Origin of the sequence: Acidovorax sp. (assembly GCF_034519795.1) — a bacterium.
Classification (GTDB): domain Bacteria; phylum Pseudomonadota; class Gammaproteobacteria; order Burkholderiales; family Burkholderiaceae_C; genus Acidovorax.
In genome coordinates, this window is the sequence record NZ_JAXHOB010000032.1 from 307,381 (window position 1) to 321,746 (window position 14,366).

A 14,366-nucleotide genomic window follows, 5' to 3' on the forward strand; every position below is an offset into this window, starting at 1 on the left:
ATGGCTGATTCTAAGAACCCGCCAATGTTCAGTTTTTTCAAGAAAAAGCCCCCCACCTCGCCCGCCCCTGCCGATGAGCCTTCATCGGCTGCCGTGCCCGGCGCTCCTGCACCTGCCGCCCCGCCCGAGCCCCCCGCGCCGCAACCGGCCCCTGCGCCGGCACCGGCCATCCCCGGGCTGGGCTGGCTGCGCAACCCCTTTGGCGGGAAGGCCGAGCCTGCGCCAGCGCAACCCACCGCCCCTGCACCGGCCCCCACTGCGGCGCCAGTGCCTCCAGCACCAGCACCGTGGACACCGCCTGCAACCATTGCACCGCCGCCGGCTGCACCAGCCGTGCCACTTTCCACGCCGGCCCCCGTGCCGGCAGCACCCGCACCCTGGGTGCCCGCCCCCCCACCGGCTCCGCTGGCAGCACCCGTGGCAGCCCCTGCCCCCGTGGTGCGCCCACCAGCGCCGGTTCCCGTGCCGACGCCCGCCGTGGTGCCTGTGCCCGCAGCGCCCGTGGTGGCCGAGCGCAAGGGCTGGCTCGACCGCCTCAAGCTCGGCCTGCGCAAGACCGGCAGCAGCATCGCCACGGTGTTCACCGGCACGCAGATCGACGATGCCCTCTACGAGGAACTTGAGGAAGCCCTGCTCATGGCCGACACCGGCGTCAAGGCCACACAGCACCTGCTGACCGACCTCAAGCGCCGCGTCAAGGACAGCAAGACCACCGACCCGGCCCTGGTCAAGGGCCTGCTGGCCGATGCTCTGGCCGATCTGCTGCGCCCGCTCGAGAAATCCCTGGTCATCGGCCAGTACACGCCCACCGTGATCATGGTGGCGGGCGTCAACGGCGCGGGCAAGACCACCTCCATCGGCAAGCTCACCCGCCACCTCTCGAGCGAGGGCGCGGCCGTGCTGCTGGCGGCCGCAGACACCTTCCGCGCGGCGGCGCGCGAGCAGCTTGGCGTCTGGGCCGACCGCAACACGGTGGAAATCGTCAGCCAGGAGGGCGGCGACCCCGCCGCCGTGAGCTTCGACGCCGTCACGGCCGGCAAGGCCCGCGGCAAGGACGTGGTGCTGGTGGACACCGCCGGGCGCCTGCCCACGCAGCTGCACCTGATGGAGGAGCTCAAGAAGATCCGCCGCGTGGTGACCAAGGCCGACGCCACCGCCCCGCACGAGGTGCTGCTGGTGATCGATGGCAACACCGGCCAGAACGCCCTGGCCCAGGTGCGCGCCTTCGACGATGCGCTGCAGCTGACCGGCCTCATCGTCACCAAGCTCGACGGCACGGCCAAGGGCGGGGTGCTGGCCGCCATCGCGCAGGAGCGCCCGATTCCCGTGTATTTCATCGGTGTGGGCGAAAAGCTCGAAGATCTCGAAACCTTCAACGCGCGCGAATTTGCCCAGGCCCTGCTGACTTGAGAGGCTGAGAATATTTCGTCCGTGGCCGGATGGCGGAAAACCCGGCCAAAATAGGATTTACCGCTGGCAGCAATTGCCACATGATGGAACTTCGCTCACGGGCTGCGGGGAGGTTCCTTGTTCGTCGAACTGGTCAAAGGCGCGGCCCTGCTGCTGGCGCTGTGCTTTCTGCACGGTGCCAACATCCGGCTGTGGCGCAGGCAGCCCTTTGTGGGCAAGGCTTTCTCGGGGCTGCTGTTCGGCGGCATCTGCATCGTGGGCATGCTCTCGCCCCTGGCCATTGCCCCGGGCGTCATCATCGACGCGCGCTCGGTGGTGCTGTGCATGGCGGGCCTGTTCGGCGGCACCACGGTGGCGCTGATTGCCGGGGCCATGTCGGGCGCCTGGCGGCTGTGGCTGGGCGGCGCGGGGGCCCTCGTCGGGGTGCTGACCATCGCCACCTGCGTGGCCGCCGGCCTGGCCTACCGGTACGCGCGCCGGCGCTGGCACCTGGGCGTGGGCATCTGGCCGCTGCTGGCCTTCGGCATGCTGCTGCACCTGGCGGTGGTGGGACTGTTCCAGGGACTGCCTGCCGAGGTGGCGGCGCGCATCAACGAAACCGTCGCCATTCCCTACCTGATGATCTTTCCGGTGGCCACCGCCCTCCTGGGCGTGCTGCTGCGCGACGTGGAACAGCGCCAGGCCACCGACTTCGCGCTGGCAGGCAGCGCTGCCCGACTGCGGGCCATCACCCAGGCGATTCCCGATGCGCTGATGCTGCTGGACGGTAGCGGCCGCTGCATGGAACTGTTCTCGCGCGACGACGGCATGCATGCCGCAGGGGCGCCCCAGCGCGTGGGGCAGCACCTGCGCGACGTGCTGCCCTCCAGCGAAGCCCAGCGGCTGGTGCAGCTGCTGCGCGACACGCTGGCTTCGGGCCTGCCGCACAAGCTCGAGTACGCGGTGTACACCGCGTCGGGAATCCGCTACTTCGAAGGGCGGGCCCAGCCCCTGGGCGCCGAGGTGGATGGGCAGGCCGCCGTGCTCTTCCTGGCGCGCGACATCACCGAGCGCTGGCAGGCGCAGCAGGCGCTGCACGAGTCGGAACTGCGCTTTCGCTCACTGCTGCTGGGCATCCCCTCGGTGTCGGTGCAGGGCTACCGGGCCGATGGCACCACCACGTACTGGAACAAGGCGTCGGAGGATCTGTACGGCTACACCGAGCAGGAGGCCCTGGGCAGGAACCTGCTGGAGCTGATCATCCCCGCCCCCCTGCACGATGCCGTGACGACCCAGGTCGCGCACATGTTCAGCTCGGGCGAGCCCATCCCCCCCGGTGAGCTGCGCCTCAAGCGCAAGGATGGCTCGCCGGTGGACGTGTTTTCGAGCCACGCCTATGTGCATGTGCCGGGCCAGGAACCCGAGATGTTCTGCATCGACATCGACATCTCCCGGCGCAAGGCCGCCGAGGAGGAAGCGCGCCACCTGGCCCTCTACGACACCCTGACCCAATTGCCCAACCGGCGCCTGCTGACCGACCGGCTGGAGCAGGTGATGGCCGCCAGCAGCCGCAGCGGCCAGATCGCCGCCACCCTGTTCGTCGACCTGGACCATTTCAAGGCCCTCAACGACAGCCGCGGCCATGCCATGGGCGACCTGCTGCTGCGCGATGTGGCCACGCGCCTGCGGGCCTGCGTGCGCGAGCAGGACACCGTGGCCCGACTGGGCGGGGACGAATTCGTCGTGCTGTTGCAAAGCCTGGGCAAGGAAGCCCTGGAGGCCACCGACAAGGCGCGGACCGTGGGCGAAAGCATGCTGGCGGCGCTGCGCGAACCCTATGACCTGGACGGCCAACCCTACCACTGCGAGGCCAGCATCGGGGTCAGCCTGGTGTCCGGCCACACCCTGACGGTGGACGAGGTGCTGCGCCAGGCCGACAACGCCATGTACCAGGCCAAGACCATGGGGCGCAACCGGCTGTACGTGTACCTGGCGGATGCCGGCTGAGGGCACCGCGCTCACTGGTCCCCGGCTTCCACCACCCCCACCACGAACCTCAGGAACGCCTGCACCTTGGCGGGCACCTGGTGGCGCGAGGGGTGGATGGCGTGCAGCGGAAAACGCTCGTCCGGCCAGTCGGGAAACAGCTCCACCAGTTGCCCCGCGTCGAGCAGCGCGCGGGTGCCGAAGTCCATGATCTGCGCGATGCCGTAGCCCGCCAGACAAGTGCTCAGCAAGGTGCCTGCATCGTTGACGATCAGCCGGCCATCGGTGGGCACCTGCAGCCGTTGGCGCTTGCGGTGGAACTCCCAGGGGAAGGGCCTGCCGGTGGCGGAATCGCGAAAATCGATGCAGGCATGCCCGTCCCGCGCGATGGCCTGCGGCGTAGCCGGCCGACCATGGCGCGCCAGGTAGGCCGGTGCCGCCACCGTGAGGATGCGCGTGTCGAGCAGCTTGCGCGCCACCAGGGTGGAGTCCGGAAGGTGGCCAAAGCGCACGGCCAGGTCGAAGCCGTCGGCCACCATGTCGCCCAAATGGTCGCGCGTGACCAGGTCCAGCGTCAGCCCGGGGTGCAGGCGCAGAAACTCACCGATCCGCGGCCCCAGCGCCATGCGCGAGAAGAACGGGTCGAGCTGAACCCGCAGGCGGCCGCGCACCAGCGTGCGCCCCATCCCTGCGTCGTTGGCGGCGTCCTCCAGCCCGGCGAGCAGGGGCAGCACCCTGGCATGAAAGCGCCGCCCCTCTTCGGTGAGGCTGACCACGCGCGTGGTGCGGTCGAACAGGCGCACACCCAGCCGCCGCTCGAGCCGGGCCACGGCGCGGCTGACACCGGACTGTGACATGTCCAGTTGCTCACCGGCTGCCGCAAAGCTACCCGCGTCCGCGATGGCAGTGAAGACCCCCAGGCCTGCGAGCAGGCGTTCGTCGAAACCGGTCATACATGCCTTCCAGTCATGAATCAAATGCCATCCATGCTATCGCTGAAATTATCCATCGTCCGCAGAATCCGTCCCGGCGGCAATCGGCCGCTGATTTTCGAGGAGTTGGAACATGCATGCCATTACCGCCATCACAGGCCAGGTCGGAGGCGCTCTGGCGCGCTCTCTGCTGGCGCAGGGCCAGCCCGTCCGGGCCGTCGTAAGGGACCCCGGCAAGGCCGCAGCCTGGACAGCCCGGGGTTGCCAGATGGCCCTGGCCGACATGGGCGATGCGCAGGCGCTGGCCCAGGCATTCACCGGTTGCGAGGGTGTCTTCATCCTGCTGCCGCCGCAGTTCGATCCGTCGCCCGGGTTTCCCGAATCGCGCGCCGTCATCGCGGCGGTGCGCAGCGCGCTGGAGCAGGCCATGCCGGCTCGGGTGGTGGTGCTGTCCACCGTGGGCGCCCAGGCGCCAGAGCCCAACCTGCTGAACCAGCTCGGCCTGTTGGAGCAGGCCCTGGCCGAACTGCCCCTGCCCATCACCTACCTGCGGGCGGCCTGGTTCATGGAGAATCTGCAATGGGACATCGCCGCCGCCCGCGAGCACGGCCTCGTGCCCAGCTACCTGCAGCCGCTGGAGCGCCGCATCCCGATGGTCTCCACCGAAGACGTCGGGCGGGCCGCAGCGGAGCTGCTGGCCGAGCGCTGGACTGGCCAGCGGATCGTGGAACTGGAAGGCCCCGCTACGGTATCGCCGCTCGACATCGCCCGGGCGCTGGCCCAGCGGCTGGGCCACCCGGTAGGCACCGAGGCCGTGCCGCGCGACGCCTGGGAGGCGTCGTTCCGGGCCCAGGGCATGCGCCACCCCGAGCACCGCATGCAGATGCTCGATGGGTTCAATGCCGGCTGGCTGTGTTTCGAGGGTTCGCCGCGGCAGGGACCCACGGGCCTGGCGGAGGTGGTGCGACGTTTGGTGCCCGCGACACAATGACCGAGCCACCAGCCCCGCCGCCGCCCGGCGGGCCAGGCAGCACTAGCTGATGCGGTGCACCTCGCCGTTGTGCGGCATGGCGCTTTCATGGAACAGGTCGGCCAGGTACTGGGCCAGCTCGTCCGCCTCGATGAAATCTGGCACCACCCAGCCGGCCGGTGCGCGCTTGCCGTCCGTGCCGATCAGATAGGACTGCCACTGCGCGCCCTGGCGCTGCACTTCGACGATGCGGCCGAAGACGTTGAAGCGGGGGTGGTGGGACATCGACTCCTCCAAAGAGCGCCGCATCGCCGAAGACTGGGCCCGGCGAGGTGATGCAACGAGCCCCAGTCTACAAGGCGGGGCCCACCGCCGGCGCAACGGTCAGTAGATCGCAGGCCACACCGTCCCGCAGTGATGCGCCAGCTCGAACCGGGTGTTCGAGGTCGTAATGCCGGGCAGGGTGAACTCGATCAGTTGCCGGTCGGTGGGGCCCGCGAACCGTGGCCAGTGGATCGCCAGGTTGCGGCCATCGCCATTGGGATCGCTGCTGCGGATGAAATTGGCCACATACGTGAGCATCTGGTCCGCCAAGGCCCTGCGCTGGGCCAGGCCCTCGCTGCTGGTCACGGCGGCCTTGCTGCCCGCGTCCAGGAACGGGTAGGAGGGCAGCGCATCGGCATTGCCGGTCAGGTAGAGACTGTCCAGGCCGTGCGAGCTGCCGTAGTAGTAGGACACCGGGTTCTGCGGGAACGACATGGCCGGGTCCGTGAACTCCCAGCCGTACACCGGAACCCAGGCCGACAGGGCATCGCGCCGCGCGCTGTTGCCGCAGGCGTACATGGCATCGCCCACGGCCCGCGCATAGCCCTGGCCCGGCACCGCGAAGCGCGACAGGGCATAGGTGGCGTCGATGCGCGTGGTGTCGAAGCCTGCCGGCACCAGCGAGTGCAGGTACAGCGGGTAATTGCCGGCGCTGAGCTGCGGGTCGCTAAAGAGCGTGCCCTCGTCGAAGACGCCACCGATCATGACCGGCATGCGGTTGAAATTGCCGGTTTCGAAGGCGCGGGCGGGCACCTGGGTCAGCACCTGTGCGTCTACCGTCGGGCGCCATTTGCCGGGGCCCTGGGCGGCCAGGATGGCCGATACGGGCAGCGCCCGCAGGCAGGTGGCCTGGTCGGCCGCCTTTGCGCAACCCAGCGTTGCCACGGCACTGTCGCCCACGGCCAGCGCCGCCTGCGGCGCCAGGTTGGAATATTCCGCACCGCCGCCGCTTTGCAGGATGGCCTTGTGGAACAGGCCCTTGGCCCGGGGCGATTGCAGCAGCGAGAAGGTCTGCGTGGCCCCCGCGGAGAGCCCCCAGAGGGTCACGTTGCCGGCATCGCCACCGAAAGCGTCGATGTTCTTTCGCACCCAGGCGAGGGCCGCCAGCGCATCCATGAGCGCGAAGTTGCCCAGACTGCCGTCCTGGTTGGAGGCCTGCAGCGCAGAGTTCGCCATGTAGCCGAGTGCGCCCAGGCGGTAGTTGAAGCTCACGCTGACCACCTGGCGCTTCGTGAGCTCGGCCAGGCTGACCTGCGCCCCCGAGCCCAGCACGAAGGCCCCGCCATGCATGAACACCACCACCGGCAGCTTGCTGCCCGGTCGGGCGTCCGCGGGCTTCCACACGTTGAGGTACAGACAGGCCTCCGACGTGGCGGCATCGGCACCCGGGCCGGCCTGCGGGCACGACGGCCCCCACTGCGTGGCCTGCAGCAAGGAACTGCGCGCCTGGGGCGCTGCGGTGGGGGCCCAGCGCAGGGCACCCACGGGTTGCGCGGCATAGGGAATCCCGCGGTAGGTCACCAGGCCTGCGTCGGGCGTTCCGACCAGCCGGCCTTCTGCCGTGGCGACCTCGGTGGGGTCGGAAGGGTTGTCATCGCCGCTGCCGCAAGCGGCCAGGCCCAGGGCAAGAGCCAGCGACAGCAGGGTTTTCAGCGTGGGGGAATGCATGTCATGTCTCCAGCATGGAAGGGAAGCGAAAATCCGCAGGCGAAAAATGGCCCAGGCGCTCCAGCAGGCAGGCCCAGGCCTGCAGGCCGTCGCGCAGCGACTGCAGGCGGAAGAACTCGTTGGGGGCATGCACGTCCTCGTCGGGCAGGTTGTAGCCAAACATCAGCGTGTCGATGCCCAGGACCTCCTTGAACAGCGCGGTGATGGGCACGCTCGCGCCCAGGCGCACATGGATGGGCCGGTGGCCCGTGGCGTCCGTGAGCACCGCTTCGGCCGCCTGCACCAGCGGGTGGTGCGGCGCCAAAGTGGACGCCGGCGAGCCGTCGCCCAGCGACAGCACCTGCAGTTCGCAGCCCGGCGGGCACCGGTCCTGCAGGTGCCGCAGCACCGCGCGGATGACCTGCGCCGGGTCCTGCCCGGCAACCACCCGGGCCGTGAGCTTGGCGAACGCCTCGTGCGCGATGATGGTCTTGCCGCCCGCGCCCGTGTACCCGCCCCACATGCCATTGACGTCCAGCGCCGGCCGCAGGGTGATGCGCTCGCGCGCACTGAAGCCGGGCTCGCCATGCGATGCGGCACCCACGTCTTTGAAGAATGCCGCTTCGTCGTACGGGAATGCGGCCGTGTCGACACGCTGCTGCGCATCGGGCGGGTGCGCGCCCGCATGGAAGTGCGGCACGGCAACCGAGCCGTCCTCGTGGTGCAGCGAGGCCAGCAGGCGCGCCATCTCGTGCAGTGCATTGCGCACGCCCCCGCCGTAGCGGCCCGAGTGCAGGTCCTTGGACGCACTGCGCAGGCCCACTTCGAGCTGCGCATTGCCGCGTGCGCCGGTATTGATGGTGGCAACGCTGGCGCTCGCCCGGCCCCCATCGGCAGACAGCACGGCATCGCATTGCAGCAGGGCACGGTAGCGCTCGGCGATGCGGCGCAAGGACGGGCTGCCCGTCTCTTCCTCGCCTTCGAGAAAGACCTTCACGTTCACGGGGCACGCACCAGCTTGCGCCAGGAAGGCCGCGACCGCCTCCAGCGCCACCGTGGTCGAGCCCTTGACGTCGGACGCACCGCGCGCATAGATGCAGCCGTCGATGGTGGTGGGCTCGAAGGGCGGGGTGCGCCACTGGTCCAGGGGGTCGGCGGGCTGCACATCGTAGTGGCCATAGACCATGATCGTCGGCTTGCCGGGTGCGCCCAGCCATTGACCGAACACGGCGGCCTCGCCGCCGCCGTCGAGCAACTGGATGTCGGCCAGGCCCATGCGCTGCAGCCGGGCCACCAGGAACTCGCGCGTGGCCTGCATCGACGGCGCGAATACGGGGTCGGCGCTGACGCTGGGCAAGCGCAGATAGTCTTCGAGCCACGCCACGATGGGGGCTTCGGATTGGCGCAGATGGGCGCCGATGGTGTCGAGGTTCGTCATGTGCGTTGCGCTCTTACTGGGCCTCGAAACCGACGGTTTTGACCAGCTCCTGGTAGCGGGCGATCTCGGCCTTGTAGAACGCGGCAGCCTGCTCCAGCGGCATGGGCGCGAACAAGGTCTTGGCCTGGGCTTCCAGCGGGCCGCGCACCTGGGGCTGCTGCAGGGCCGCCTGGAAGGCTGCGGCCAACTGGGCCACGGTGGCCTGCGGGGTGCCCTGGCGCACCAGGTAGGCCGTCCAGATGCTGAAGCCGAAGTCCTTGAACTGGCGGCTGGCCCTGTACGAGGGCACGTCCTGGAAGGGCGCGGGCAGCTTCGCATCGGCGAGCGAGCCGATGACCTTGATGCGCCCCTGCTTGACCAGGTCCGCATAGCTGCTCTGGTAGGGCATGAAGGCGAAGTCGATCTGCCCGCCCAGCAGGTCTTGCATCAGCGGCGCGCCGCCCTTGTAGGGCACGTGCGTCATTTCAGCCCCCGCGCGCTTGGCCATCAGTGCCCCGAGCAGGTGGTACAGTGTGCCGGGCCCTGAGGATCCATAGGTCAGCGGCGCCGCCTTGCGCGCCCGCGCCAGATCCGCCAGTTGGTCCATGCTGTCGGCCGGTACATGCGCCGCGGCGACCAGCACCAGGTGCGACACCGCCACGGGCGCGACCATGCGGAAGTCGCCGCTCTGGTACTTCACGCTTTTGTTGACCAGGCCCGAAAGAATCAGCTCATTGGGCGAGCCCTGGAAGAGGTAATGGCCATCGGCAGGTGCGGACAGCACCTTCACCGCCGCGATGGCCCCGGCGGCCCCGCCCAGGTTCTCCACCACCACCGGCGTGGCCAGTTGCCTGCCCAGGGGCTCATGGAAGGTGCGCGCCGTGAAGTCACTGGCCGAGCCGGCGGGGTAAGGCACCATCAGGGTCACGGGGCGCGACGGGAATGCGCTCTGCGCGGCCGCCAGGGTACACAGGCCGCACGCCAGCGCGGCGATGAAAGCACGGGGGGACAGGTTCATTGCAAGCTCCAGAAAACTGCGATAGCACCGATTCTTGGGCCTGGTCATTCAGCAGTCCAGTTCATTATTTTTGTAGTTATGATGAGTTGAAATCATGATCAAGAATCCATGAACATCGCCCAGCTCCAGCACTTCGTGGCCCTCGCCGAGACCCGCTCGTTCAGCCGGGCGTCCGAAACCGTGCATGTCACGCAGTCGGCGCTGAGCCGCAGCATCCAGATGCTGTAACAGGAACTCGGCCTGCCGCTGGTGGACCGCATCGGCAAGCAGAACGAACTGACCCCGTTCGGACGGCTGGTGCTCGCGCAGGCGCAGCAGATCGTTCTGCAGACGGCCGAGCTCAAGCGCGCAGCGGCGTCAATGGCCGAAGGCGTGGCCGGCGACATCCGCCTGGGCGTGGGATCGGCCCCGAGTGCGTTGTTCGCAGCGCCGCTCATGACGCACATGCTGCGCGAGTTCCCAAAGGTGCGCGTGCAGCTCCTCGGTGGCAGCCCCGAGATCCAGCTGGCGGAACTGCGCGCGCGCCATGTGGACGGACTCCTGCTGACCTACCGCGCCGTGCCACCGGCACCGGACCTGAGTGTTGAGGTGCTGCCTGCGCTGCGCTCCGGCTTCCTCTGCCGGGCAGGCCACCCGCTGGGCGAGGGGCAGAAAGTCCGCTTCAAGGAACTCCGTTCCTTTCCCCTGCTGTCCACCAAGGTCAGCGACGATGCAGCGCGGACACTCGTCGAGCGCTATGGCGCCGCGGCCAACCCCCATACCTGGATGCAGCATGCGTCCGAAGACGTCGCCAGCCTCCTGAGAACCGTGCAAGCGACGGATGCGCTCTTCCTGGGTGTCATCGCCGTGGCCCAGGCGCAATGGCCACGGGATGCACTGCGCGAGGTCATGGTCTCGCCGGAGGCCCGGCTGCAGGCCCAGTTCGCCTTCGTGACCCTCAACGGCAGGGCCGAACCGCCCGCCCTGGCCGTCATCCGGGATTTCTGCAAGGCCCTGGTCGACACGGAGGTGGCGGCAGGGCGCTGAACCCGGCCTGTCACGGCGCCCGGCCCAGCAGTGCGTCCAGGTCGACGGCATGCGCCATGGCCCGGTAGCCCGCATCGCCCGGGTGCAGGTGGTCGCCGGAATCCATGGCCGCGCGCAGGTGCGAGGGACGGGCCGGATCGCGCAGCAGCGCGTCGAAATCCACCACCGCGTCGAAGGCGCCGGCCTCGCGGATCCAGCGGTTCACGGCCTGGCGCACGGCGTCCTTCTCGGGCGAGTAGTGGCCTGCCAGCGGAGTGCCGGCCAGCGCATCGCCGAACGGCGGGATGGTGCCGCCCACCACACGCACGTTGTGGGTGCGGGCCATGGCGATGAGCTGGCGGTAGCCCTGCACCAGTTCGTCGGCGCGCACGGCACGCTCCTCGGGGGCGAAGGGGCCGCCGGGCCAGCCGATGTCGTTGGTGCCCAGCAGCACGATGAGGGCGCGCACGCCCGGCTGGGCGAACACGTCCTGCGCGGCGCGCGTGAGGCCTGCGCGGCCCATGCCGCCCTTCAGCAGCCGGCCGCCCGAGATGCCGGCATTGAGCACGCCCACGCCCTGCCCGGCCAGGCGCTCGGCCAGCGCATCGGGCCAGCGCGCGTTCGCGCCCGGCGTGGCGCCGTTGCCATCGGTGATGGAATCGCCGAGCACCACCACGGCAGCGGCGGGTGCAGGGGTCTGCACCACCAGGCCGCTCATGTAGACGCGGGTGCTCCACTCGGTGGACGCTGCCGGCAGTTGCAGGGCCGCCGTGTGGTCGCCACTGGCTACATAGGCCGTCTGCCGTGCGTCGAAGTGAAAGCCTGCGGGCTGGCTGGGCCGGGGCAGGTAGAGCGACACGGCGACCTCGGCCAGCGCGGGCAGGGGCAGGTCCACCGGGTCGCTGACCCAGCGCGCACCAGGCGGCACCACGGTGGCGGCCTGGCCGCCAAAGAGCAGCGGGCGGTCCGTGCCCGGCACGGTGGCCGATCCCCGGGCATGCCTTGCCACGCGGGCCGCGCCGATGTGCAACGGCACGGTGCTGCCCTCGTTGCTGAACACCACGCGCAGCTGCGCGCCGCCAACGCTCAGGCGCGCCACCTGGCGGATGGTCTGCTGCTGGTACTGCGAGGGCAGCCCCAGCGGCAGGATGAAATCGCCGCCCCACAGGGGCTGGGTGGCGGCCATCCAGCTCGGGCTCCAGTGTTCGGCGGCTGCGGGCAGGGTGGCGGCAGCCATGGCCAGTGCCAGGGCGGCGCGGCGCAGGTGCGCGGTGAGATTCCAGGGCGTTTTCATGTCGGTCCATCCTCGTGGGGGCTGAAAGAAGGGCCCACTGTCTTGCATTCCACGATCCATGAACAGACGGCAAAATAGCATGCTAACCATTCGATATCGGAATACCCATGGACACCCTGCGCGCGCTTGCCGCCTTCGTTCACAGCGTGGAGCTGGGCAGCCTGTCGGGCGCGGCGCGCGCCATGCACACCACCCAGCCCACGGTGAGCAAGCTGGTGGCTGGGCTGGAGCAGTCGCTGGGCGTGCGCCTGCTGCGCCGCGCCCCGGCGGGGCTGAGCCTGACGGAAGAAGGCCAGCGCTTTCACGAGCATGCGCGGCGCATGCTGGAGGGCTACGACGAGGCGGTGGCCGACGTGCGCCAGCGCACCACACACCCCCGCGGCCTGCTGCGCGTGAGCGCGCCGGTGGCGCTGGGCCAGTGCCGGCTCAATGCCATGGCCGGCGAGTTCCTCGCCACCTACCCCGACATCGCGCTGGAGCTGGTGCTGGACGACCGCTTCATCCACCCGCTGGAGGAGCGCATCGACGTCTCGCTGCGCCTGGGCGGCCCCCTGCCCCCGGACCTGGTTGCCCGCCACCTGGGCACCTGGCCGCGCGTGCTGGTGGCCTCGCCCGCCTACCTGGCCGCACACGGCAGGCCGCGCCAGCCGCAGGACCTGCTGGCGCATGAGTACCTGCGCTATGCGGCCGGCGACGATGGCGTGCTGCTGCAAGGCCCTGCCGGCCCCGTGAACGTGCCGGTACACAGCCGCTACCGCGTGAACAACGCCGTGGCCCTGCTCGAGAGCGTGCTGGCCGGCGCCGGCATCTCGCTGCAGCCCACCTGGATGGTGGCCGAGCTGCTGGCCGAGGGCCGCCTGGTGCGCGTGCTGCCCAAGTACACGGGCCCGGCGCAGCAGGCCCACCTGCTCTACGCCGCGCGCCCCTACCAGCCCCAGCGCGTGCGGGTGTTGGTGGACTTTCTGAGCGAGCGCGTGGGCAGGTTGCCCGGGAAAGCTAGCGCAGGCCCAGCCGCGCCAGCTTCTTGATCAGCCCCACGCGCGAGATGCCCAGGCGCCGCGCCGCTTCGGACTGGTTGCCGCCGGCCGACTGCATCGCATCGCGCACCGGGCGGCGCTCCAGCTCGGCAAGCGCTGCATCGAGCGGCCCCAGCCCTTCCAGCGACGCTGCCGATTCAGTGGCCATGAGGTCCTCGTCCGCCTCGCCTGCGGCCAGCCGCAGCAGCGGTGCATCGACCTCGCTCTGGTCCTTGAGCAGCAGCGCGCCTGCGGCCTCGACCAGGGCCTTGAGCTCGCGCACATTGCCCGGCCACTCGCGCGCGGCCAGCCAGGCCAGGGCATTGCCCGACAGGCCGGCACGGGGTGCCACGCGGTGAAGGAAGCGGGTGGCCAGCAGCGGCACATCGGCCGGCCGCTCGCTGAGTGCGGGGGTGCGCAGCACCACGCCCTTGAGGCGGTAGTACAGGTCTTCGCGAAAGCTGCCGTCGCGCACCATGGCCTCCAGGTCGCGGTGGGTGGCGGCCACCACGCGCACCTCGGCCTTCTTCTGGCTGCGCCCGCCCACGGGCACGAAGCTGCCCTCCTGCAGAAAGCGCAGCAGCTTGACCTGCATGGGCGGCGGCATTTCGCCCACCTCGTCCAGGAACAGGGTACCGCCATGGGCTACCTCGACCAGGCCCGGCTGGTCGCGGTAGGCTCCGGTGAAGCTGCCCTTGAGGTGACCGAAGAGCTCGCTCTCCAGCAGCTCGGCCGACAGCGCGCCGCAGTGGATGGCGACAAAGGTGCTGGCCGACTGCGGGCTGCAGGCGTGCAGGGCGCGCGCCACCAACTCCTTGCCGCTGCCGGTGGGCCCCAGCACCAGCACGCTTCGACCCGCGTGGGCCCCACGCGCCGCACCATGGCGCGCAGTTGCACGGTGGCATGCGCTCCTGGCCGGCCCGTCCTTGTCGTCAGTCGCCGGCCTGCGCCCGCACGCAGGCCGTGCAGCTCGGCGTGCGAGTTTGGCTCCTTGCGCATGGCGCGCGCGATGACGAAGGGCTGCATGTCCGGGTCGATGGGTTTGGTGAGGAAATCCCAGGCGCCCAGCTCGGCCGCCCGCAAGGCCAGTTCGTGGTCGCCGTGGCCAGACCAGTACGATCACCGGCACCCGCGCGAAGCGGGGCACCAGTTGCATAGTTCGGCCTCGGGGTCCATCGACGGCAGGCATGGCCAGGTCCAGCAGCACCTTCGGTGTCAGGCACCGGCTGCGCGGCGAAGGGCGGCCAGGGCCTTCGCGGCATCGCCTGCGACGACCACCTCGTGGCCCAGCTCGCGCAGGAAGATGGCGCCCAGGCGCTGGAAGGCCGGTCTCGTCATCGACCAGCAGGATGCGGCCGTGGTCCGCAG

The 14,366-nt window shown here is 69.9% G+C and carries 13 protein-coding genes; 6 read left to right on the plus strand and 7 right to left on the minus strand.

Annotated features, from left to right (window positions below; genetic code table 11):
* The first annotated feature begins 24 nt into the window (after window positions 1-24).
* Together ftsY and U5N23_RS32995 are read left to right on the plus strand one after the other, a co-directional pair.
* Complete coding sequence (ftsY, locus tag U5N23_RS32990; RefSeq protein WP_322596866.1) at window positions 25-1,410, plus strand: signal recognition particle-docking protein FtsY; 1,386 nt, start codon at window positions 25-27, stop codon at window positions 1,408-1,410.
* A 117-nt stretch (window positions 1,411-1,527) separates the two neighbouring features.
* Window positions 1,528-3,396, plus strand: coding sequence for a diguanylate cyclase domain-containing protein (locus U5N23_RS32995; protein ID WP_322596867.1), 1,869 nt, complete (start codon window positions 1,528-1,530; stop codon window positions 3,394-3,396).
* Between the two features lie 11 nt (window positions 3,397-3,407).
* Here the strand turns inward: U5N23_RS32995 and U5N23_RS33000 are convergent, their stop codons facing one another.
* Complete coding sequence (locus U5N23_RS33000) at window positions 3,408-4,328, minus strand: LysR family transcriptional regulator (RefSeq protein WP_322596868.1); 921 nt, start codon at window positions 4,326-4,328, stop codon at window positions 3,408-3,410.
* 112 nt (window positions 4,329-4,440) lie between these two features.
* On the opposite strand from U5N23_RS33000, the gene U5N23_RS33005 reads away from it, so the two are divergent.
* Window positions 4,441-5,298: an NmrA family NAD(P)-binding protein gene (locus U5N23_RS33005; RefSeq protein WP_322596869.1), complete on the plus strand. Its 858-nt coding sequence runs from the start codon at window positions 4,441-4,443 to the stop codon at window positions 5,296-5,298.
* Window positions 5,299-5,340: 42 nt separating this feature from the next.
* On the opposite strand, the gene U5N23_RS33010 is transcribed toward U5N23_RS33005, so the two are convergent.
* The 4 genes from U5N23_RS33010 to U5N23_RS33025 form a co-directional block, all read right to left on the minus strand.
* The gene (locus tag U5N23_RS33010) at window positions 5,341-5,562 is read right to left on the minus strand and encodes a hypothetical protein (protein WP_322596870.1); all 222 of its coding nucleotides are present in this window, start codon (window positions 5,560-5,562) and stop codon (window positions 5,341-5,343) included.
* Window positions 5,563-5,661: 99 nt separating this feature from the next.
* A complete protein-coding gene (locus U5N23_RS33015) occupies window positions 5,662-7,269 on the minus strand; it encodes a carboxylesterase/lipase family protein (protein ID WP_322596871.1) in 1,608 nt (535 codons plus the stop codon).
* Window position 7,270: 1 nt separating this feature from the next.
* On the minus strand, window positions 7,271-8,686 hold the full coding sequence (locus tag U5N23_RS33020; protein ID WP_322596872.1) for a M20/M25/M40 family metallo-hydrolase: 1,416 nt from the start codon (window positions 8,684-8,686) through the stop codon (window positions 7,271-7,273).
* A gap of 13 nt (window positions 8,687-8,699) precedes the next feature.
* A complete protein-coding gene (locus U5N23_RS33025) occupies window positions 8,700-9,683 on the minus strand; it encodes a tripartite tricarboxylate transporter substrate binding protein (protein ID WP_322596873.1) in 984 nt (327 codons plus the stop codon).
* Between the two features lie 108 nt (window positions 9,684-9,791).
* Between U5N23_RS33025 and U5N23_RS33030 the strand changes: the two genes are divergently transcribed.
* Together U5N23_RS33030 and U5N23_RS33035 are read left to right on the plus strand one after the other, a co-directional pair.
* Window positions 9,792-9,911, plus strand: coding sequence for a LysR family transcriptional regulator (locus U5N23_RS33030; RefSeq protein ID WP_322596874.1), 120 nt, complete (start codon window positions 9,792-9,794; stop codon window positions 9,909-9,911).
* A 21-nt stretch (window positions 9,912-9,932) separates the two neighbouring features.
* Complete coding sequence (locus U5N23_RS33035; RefSeq protein WP_322596875.1) at window positions 9,933-10,709, plus strand: substrate-binding domain-containing protein; 777 nt, start codon at window positions 9,933-9,935, stop codon at window positions 10,707-10,709.
* 10 nt (window positions 10,710-10,719) lie between these two features.
* Here the strand turns inward: U5N23_RS33035 and U5N23_RS33040 are convergent, their stop codons facing one another.
* Complete coding sequence (locus U5N23_RS33040) at window positions 10,720-11,982, minus strand: SGNH/GDSL hydrolase family protein (RefSeq protein ID WP_322596876.1); 1,263 nt, start codon at window positions 11,980-11,982, stop codon at window positions 10,720-10,722.
* Window positions 11,983-12,089: 107 nt separating this feature from the next.
* Between U5N23_RS33040 and U5N23_RS33045 the strand changes: the two genes are divergently transcribed.
* Window positions 12,090-13,010 (plus strand): LysR family transcriptional regulator, encoded by a 921-nt coding sequence (locus U5N23_RS33045; RefSeq protein ID WP_322596877.1) that lies wholly within the window; start codon window positions 12,090-12,092, stop codon window positions 13,008-13,010.
* On the opposite strand, the gene U5N23_RS33050 is transcribed toward U5N23_RS33045, so the two are convergent.
* Window positions 12,979-14,187 carry a sigma-54 dependent transcriptional regulator gene (locus U5N23_RS33050; RefSeq protein WP_322596878.1) on the minus strand — a complete coding sequence of 403 codons (1,209 nt, stop codon included), beginning with the start codon at window positions 14,185-14,187 and terminating at the stop codon, window positions 12,979-12,981. The two genes, U5N23_RS33045 and U5N23_RS33050, sit on opposite strands and share 32 nt — an antisense overlap.
* Window positions 14,188-14,366: the final 179 nt, after the last annotated feature.

Excerpts from the sequence above, each read along its gene's own strand:
- ftsY (WP_322596866.1), top strand. The coding sequence starts at position 25 with ATGTTCAGTTTTTTCAAGAAAAAGCCCCCCACCTCGCCCGCCCCTGCC.
- U5N23_RS33000 (WP_322596868.1), bottom strand. The coding sequence starts at position 4,328 with ATGACCGGTTTCGACGAACGCCTGCTCGCAGGCCTGGGGGTCTTCACT.
- U5N23_RS33005 (WP_322596869.1), top strand. The coding sequence starts at position 4,441 with ATGCATGCCATTACCGCCATCACAGGCCAGGTCGGAGGCGCTCTGGCG.
- U5N23_RS33010 (WP_322596870.1), bottom strand. The coding sequence starts at position 5,562 with ATGTCCCACCACCCCCGCTTCAACGTCTTCGGCCGCATCGTCGAAGTG.
- U5N23_RS33015 (WP_322596871.1), bottom strand. The coding sequence starts at position 7,269 with ATGCATTCCCCCACGCTGAAAACCCTGCTGTCGCTGGCTCTTGCCCTG.
- U5N23_RS33020 (WP_322596872.1), bottom strand. The coding sequence starts at position 8,686 with ATGACGAACCTCGACACCATCGGCGCCCATCTGCGCCAATCCGAAGCC.
- U5N23_RS33025 (WP_322596873.1), bottom strand. The coding sequence starts at position 9,683 with ATGAACCTGTCCCCCCGTGCTTTCATCGCCGCGCTGGCGTGCGGCCTG.
- U5N23_RS33030 (WP_322596874.1), top strand. The coding sequence starts at position 9,792 with ATGAACATCGCCCAGCTCCAGCACTTCGTGGCCCTCGCCGAGACCCGC.
- U5N23_RS33040 (WP_322596876.1), bottom strand. The coding sequence starts at position 11,982 with ATGAAAACGCCCTGGAATCTCACCGCGCACCTGCGCCGCGCCGCCCTG.
- U5N23_RS33045 (WP_322596877.1), top strand. The coding sequence starts at position 12,090 with ATGGACACCCTGCGCGCGCTTGCCGCCTTCGTTCACAGCGTGGAGCTG.
- U5N23_RS33050 (WP_322596878.1), bottom strand. The coding sequence starts at position 14,187 with ATGCCTGCCGTCGATGGACCCCGAGGCCGAACTATGCAACTGGTGCCC.